Genomic DNA, 4088 nt, shown 5'->3' on the forward strand with positions numbered 1-4088 from the left:
CGCTCAGGCTACATCCCTGCTTTGAGCGTGTCACGTTACAACCGCCGGCTTCATGCCTTGGCCTGGTGGCTGGAGAGCGCGCTGGTGCTGCTGGGAGAACTGTTTGCCAAAGGGGAAGTGTTCATCATCGACAGCTTGCCCTTGCCTGTCCCTTCGGGAAGCTGCGCGAACTGCAAGCGCGTCAGAGCCAGGCGCTGCAAGAAGGTCAGGGGCAAGGTCTTCTGCGGCTACTGTGCCGCTAAGAAGGAGAAGTTCGCTTGTGCCCCGGATGGGGTATTGGTTGGAGGTTGCACCTGATCTGTACTCCACAAGGCGTCCCCGTCAGTTTTGCTCTTCTGGAAGCGAGTCATCATGACCTCGCGCCCGTTCATGAGCTGTGTTACGTGCTACCGACAGGGGTGTGCGTCTATGGCGACAAAGGCTATAACAGCAGTGATGACGAGAGGACTTTGTTAGAGGAAACGGGAGTGAAGCTGGTGCCCACACGGCGTAAGGACATGAAAGAGCAGAACACCTTGTCGGAGTTCTTTGCCTTAAAGCGTTATCGGCATGGGATTGAATTCGCGTAGCTTCCCGAAGGGACGGTGAACAGCCAACTGGAGAGCAAAGTGCCCCGCATGGGGTATGGGCGCTCAGCAGCTCAAGGCTCGCACCAACCAGGGCTTCTTCATCAAAGTGCATGCCTCACTGCTGGCAATCATCTGCACCAACCTCGACTAGGATGAACTAGCAATTACGGTATCTTCTAATTTGCATGGCTGAACCTCACTCGTGATAAGAACCTACCCATTGATGTACTACATTTATAAAGTATGTGATACACTATAAAAGAGGCGATAGCGATGAGCAGTGTGCGTCTAGATCCTAGGGTAAAGGAAAAAATGCGCAAAGTGGCGGCGATGAAGGGGCTCACGCTCTCGCAGCTTCACCGCTTAGCGTTGGAGGATTACTGTGACCGAGAAATTGCAGAGACGGGGCCAGGCCGCTACAGTGATGTGATTGGCGTTGGTGAGGGGCCGAGCGAGCTATCTGAGCGTTCTTCCGAGGTCTTTTGCGACCTCGTAAACGACAAGCATGACCGACATCCTGATTGATGCTGGGCCGCTGATAGCTGTTTTCAACAAAAACGACGCCTATCACGCCGAGTGTGCGCGCATTATTCAAAGTTTGAACTGTCCCTTTTACACCACCATGCCTGTGCTGACCGAGGCCATGTATGTTGTTCATGCCAGAATGGGCTGGCTGGCACAAGAAGCGCTCTGGAAGCTCGTTCACCGCAGCGACCTGTTGCTGGAACACCCGTCGCCAGCTGAACTGGTTCGTATGGGCGAACTGATGCATAAATACCACGACCTGCCGATGGACTTTGCCGATGCTTCGTTGGTCGCACTTGCGGAGCGCCTATCGCTCACCAAGATATTCACCGTTGATAGGAGTGACTTTTCCACCTACCGTCTCTTTGGCAAGAAACCCTTTGTGGTCATAGGGCCATAGCCGTTACAGGACAGGTCACCTTCACCACTTGACACAGATGTAAGCAGCGTAGGCTTTGAGATCGTACCAAGCGTCCTCTATACGGAAGCCAACCTTGTCGAGCATCGCCTCGAGCAGCCAGGTATAGGTGCTGTACTCTTCCCGCACGTGCGCTTCAAAAAAGCCGCGGGGAAAGCCGTCACCCTGTTCGACCGCCACCTCGTCCAGCCACACCTCGATGGCCCGCCCGGCATCGCCCGGTTCGAAGGAATAGACCAAATCGTTGAGGTAAAGGACACCGCCGGGCTTGAGCATCGCCGCGGGGTGCGGCTCAACGGTGATCGGGATGCTTATTGGCAGTTCCGTCGCAACCAGCAGCACGCCCGGCTCTACAAGGCAGCCTAGGCAACTTTGCTGATTTTCATGGTAGTATTGCCCGAGGTGACAGGGTGACGATGCAACAGCTCAGTGAGATCGACGACCGGCAGATCCGCGCGGTACGTGAAGGCCTGCCTTTCGAGAGCTTTACCCTCTTGCGAGCGGCCCTCCAGGTGAGCACCGACGAGCTCGCCAAGCTCTTGGGCGTCCCCAGGCGCACCCTGACCAAGCGCCAGCAGGAGGGGGTGTTCAACCTGAGCGAGAGCAACGCCCTCAGCCGCGTGGCGCGCATCTACCGCGAGGCGGTGAGCTTTTTCGGCGACGAGGCGGACGCCAGAGTCTGGCTCAAGACCTCGCTGCCCGCCCTGGGAGCTACGCCGCTCAGCCTGCTCGACACCGACCCTGGGGCGGAGGCGGTGAGCGTCTTGCTCAGGCAGCTTGCCTGGGGTCTCTATCCTTGATCACCGCCTGGCGGCTGACGAGGGACCTCTACCAGGACCAAGCGATGACGGGAAACGGCGGGCTCTTCGCGCCGGGCCGCTGGCACGCGCAGGGGAGGCGCATCGTCTACAGCTCGAGCAGTCTGGCGCTCGCCACGCTCGAGCTCTTCGTCAACCTGCAGAACAAAGCGCAGCTCGCGCACTACGTCAAAAGCCGCATCCGGATCCCGGAGTCGCTGGTCGGGGCGCTGGACCATGAAGCGCTCGAGGCTTTCACAAAAGGTCCTGAGCGCTTCGACAGCCGCGCTTACGGGGACCGCTGGCTGAGAGACGGGCGGAGCTGCGTGCTCGAGGTTCCCAGCCGGGTAGTGATGGAGGAGTCGAACTACCTGATCAACCCCTTGCACCCGGCGTTCGCTGAGATCACGGCGACTACCGAGCCCTACCGGGTGGACCTGCGCTTGCTAGCCTGATACCTGTGAACGCTCAGCCTATCGCGCCTGCGCCATGCTCGATACAGATCGCTGGCGTACCCGCATGACGCCGCTCAAACGACCGACCACAAAAAGCTTTAAGTTTATTTGAGTTTTTTGTAAACTGGTCATAGCTGTGAACACACCTGCCGATCCACAGACCTATCTGTTTGACATCGCCGACCGGCAAGCCGGTTTCTTTACCGCCGCACAGGCTCAGGAAGCCGGCTACAGCTACGCCTCCCAGAGCTATCACCGCAAGCAAGGCCACTGGCTCGATGAGGGTTGGGGCATCTTCAGACTCCGCCACTATCCAAGCTCCGCGGATGAGGAGCTGATCCGCCTGATGCTATGGAGCCGAAACAGGGAGGGCTGGGTGCAGGCGGTCATCTCGCACGATACCGCGTTGCGCGTCTATGAATTGAGCGACGTGATGCCGAGTAAGGTTCACCTGACGGTGCCCAAGGGCTTTCGCAAGGGCATACCAAAAGGCGTGGTCCTGCATAAGCGTGAGCTAGCCGAAGAGGATACTACGGTGCGGGACGGCTACCGGATCACCACCCCGCTAAGGACGCTGCTCGATGTAGCCGACAGCCCACTGAGCCCGGAACACCTCTACGGCGCCACACAAGAAGCGCTCGAGCGGGGGCTGGTACGACGCGCCCGCCTCGAGGAAGCCACCAAAGCTGCTCCCGAACCCGCGCGCGAACGCTTTGCCTACCTGAGGCTCCCTTGATCTACCGGACCGCCGCCGACTTCCGCAAGTCCCTAACTGATCGTCTAAAAAGCCAGACGAGACGAGAGGGTGTTGATCTCGACCGCCTCCAGAAGCGAGTAAGCTTCGAGAGATTCCTCGCCAGGCTCTTTCACAGTGGTGAGGAACGCTGGGTCCTCAGCGGATTCCCGACAGATCGTCCGAGGCAAGCCGGTAGACGCCCGTACGAGACAGGGCTCCGCTGGTCTTTTCGGCAAGCTTATAGGCGGTGATGCCGTGCGAATGAAGGTATTCTTTCAGTTTCCACTTCACCGCGTTGGCCATACCGACAGCCTAACACCCTTACGTATATCAAGCGAACTTGAAGGGATGTAGCCGTGATGGACGCCATTTCCGACTGAAACTTGCCGGCTAACCTTGATTGCGCACCGACTTCGACGATAGTCTCGGCCGCTTCGGCGAGGCCTTGGCGCTGCCCTCGAGCGACATCGTCCGCGACTCGGCCATCTTGCGCTTCGAACTGACCTTCGAAGTCGCCTGGAAGCTGTGCCAGCGTCTCGTTCGTGAGCAGGGGCTGGAGGCGAACAGTCCCCGCCAGGCGTTCCAGCA

8 protein-coding genes are annotated in these 4088 nt (G+C 58.7%); 6 read left to right on the forward strand and 2 right to left on the reverse strand.

Annotated elements, in window-relative coordinates:
• Positions 1 to 297 (forward strand): hypothetical protein (locus M3498_04290; protein ID MDQ3458517.1); only part of this gene is annotated, 297 nt, incomplete at its 5' end.
• A 777-nt stretch (positions 298 to 1074) separates the two neighbouring features.
• Positions 1075 to 1494 (forward strand): PIN domain-containing protein, encoded by a 420-nt coding sequence (locus M3498_04295; protein MDQ3458518.1) that lies wholly within the window; start codon positions 1075 to 1077, stop codon positions 1492 to 1494.
• 21 nt (positions 1495 to 1515) lie between these two features.
• Here M3498_04295 and M3498_04300 read toward each other — a convergent pair whose 3' ends face one another.
• Positions 1516 to 1854 carry a hypothetical protein gene (locus tag M3498_04300; protein ID MDQ3458519.1) on the reverse strand — a complete coding sequence of 113 codons (339 nt, stop codon included), beginning with the start codon at positions 1852 to 1854 and terminating at the stop codon, positions 1516 to 1518.
• A 74-nt stretch (positions 1855 to 1928) separates the two neighbouring features.
• On the opposite strand from M3498_04300, the gene M3498_04305 reads away from it, so the two are divergent.
• From M3498_04305 to M3498_04315, 3 genes are all read left to right on the forward strand, one after another.
• Positions 1929 to 2312, forward strand: a complete 384-nt coding sequence (locus tag M3498_04305; GenBank protein ID MDQ3458520.1) for a DUF2384 domain-containing protein — start codon at positions 1929 to 1931, stop codon at positions 2310 to 2312.
• Positions 2309 to 2764, forward strand: coding sequence for an RES family NAD+ phosphorylase (locus M3498_04310; GenBank protein ID MDQ3458521.1), 456 nt, complete (start codon positions 2309 to 2311; stop codon positions 2762 to 2764). Before M3498_04305 ends, M3498_04310 begins: the two co-directional genes overlap by 4 nt.
• A 136-nt stretch (positions 2765 to 2900) precedes the next feature.
• Positions 2901 to 3500, forward strand: coding sequence for a hypothetical protein (locus tag M3498_04315; GenBank protein ID MDQ3458522.1), 600 nt, complete (start codon positions 2901 to 2903; stop codon positions 3498 to 3500).
• Between the two features lie 156 nt (positions 3501 to 3656).
• Here the strand turns inward: M3498_04315 and M3498_04320 are convergent, their stop codons facing one another.
• Entirely contained in the window at positions 3657 to 3803 is a 147-nt protein-coding gene (locus M3498_04320; GenBank protein ID MDQ3458523.1) for a helix-turn-helix transcriptional regulator, read from the reverse strand.
• 97 nt (positions 3804 to 3900) lie between these two features.
• On the opposite strand from M3498_04320, the gene M3498_04325 reads away from it, so the two are divergent.
• On the forward strand, positions 3901 to 4088 hold a 188-nt coding region (locus M3498_04325; GenBank protein MDQ3458524.1), incomplete at its 3' end, for a nucleotidyltransferase substrate binding protein.

Source organism: Deinococcota bacterium (genome assembly GCA_030858465.1).
Lineage (GTDB): Bacteria > Deinococcota > Deinococci > Deinococcales > Trueperaceae > JALZLY01.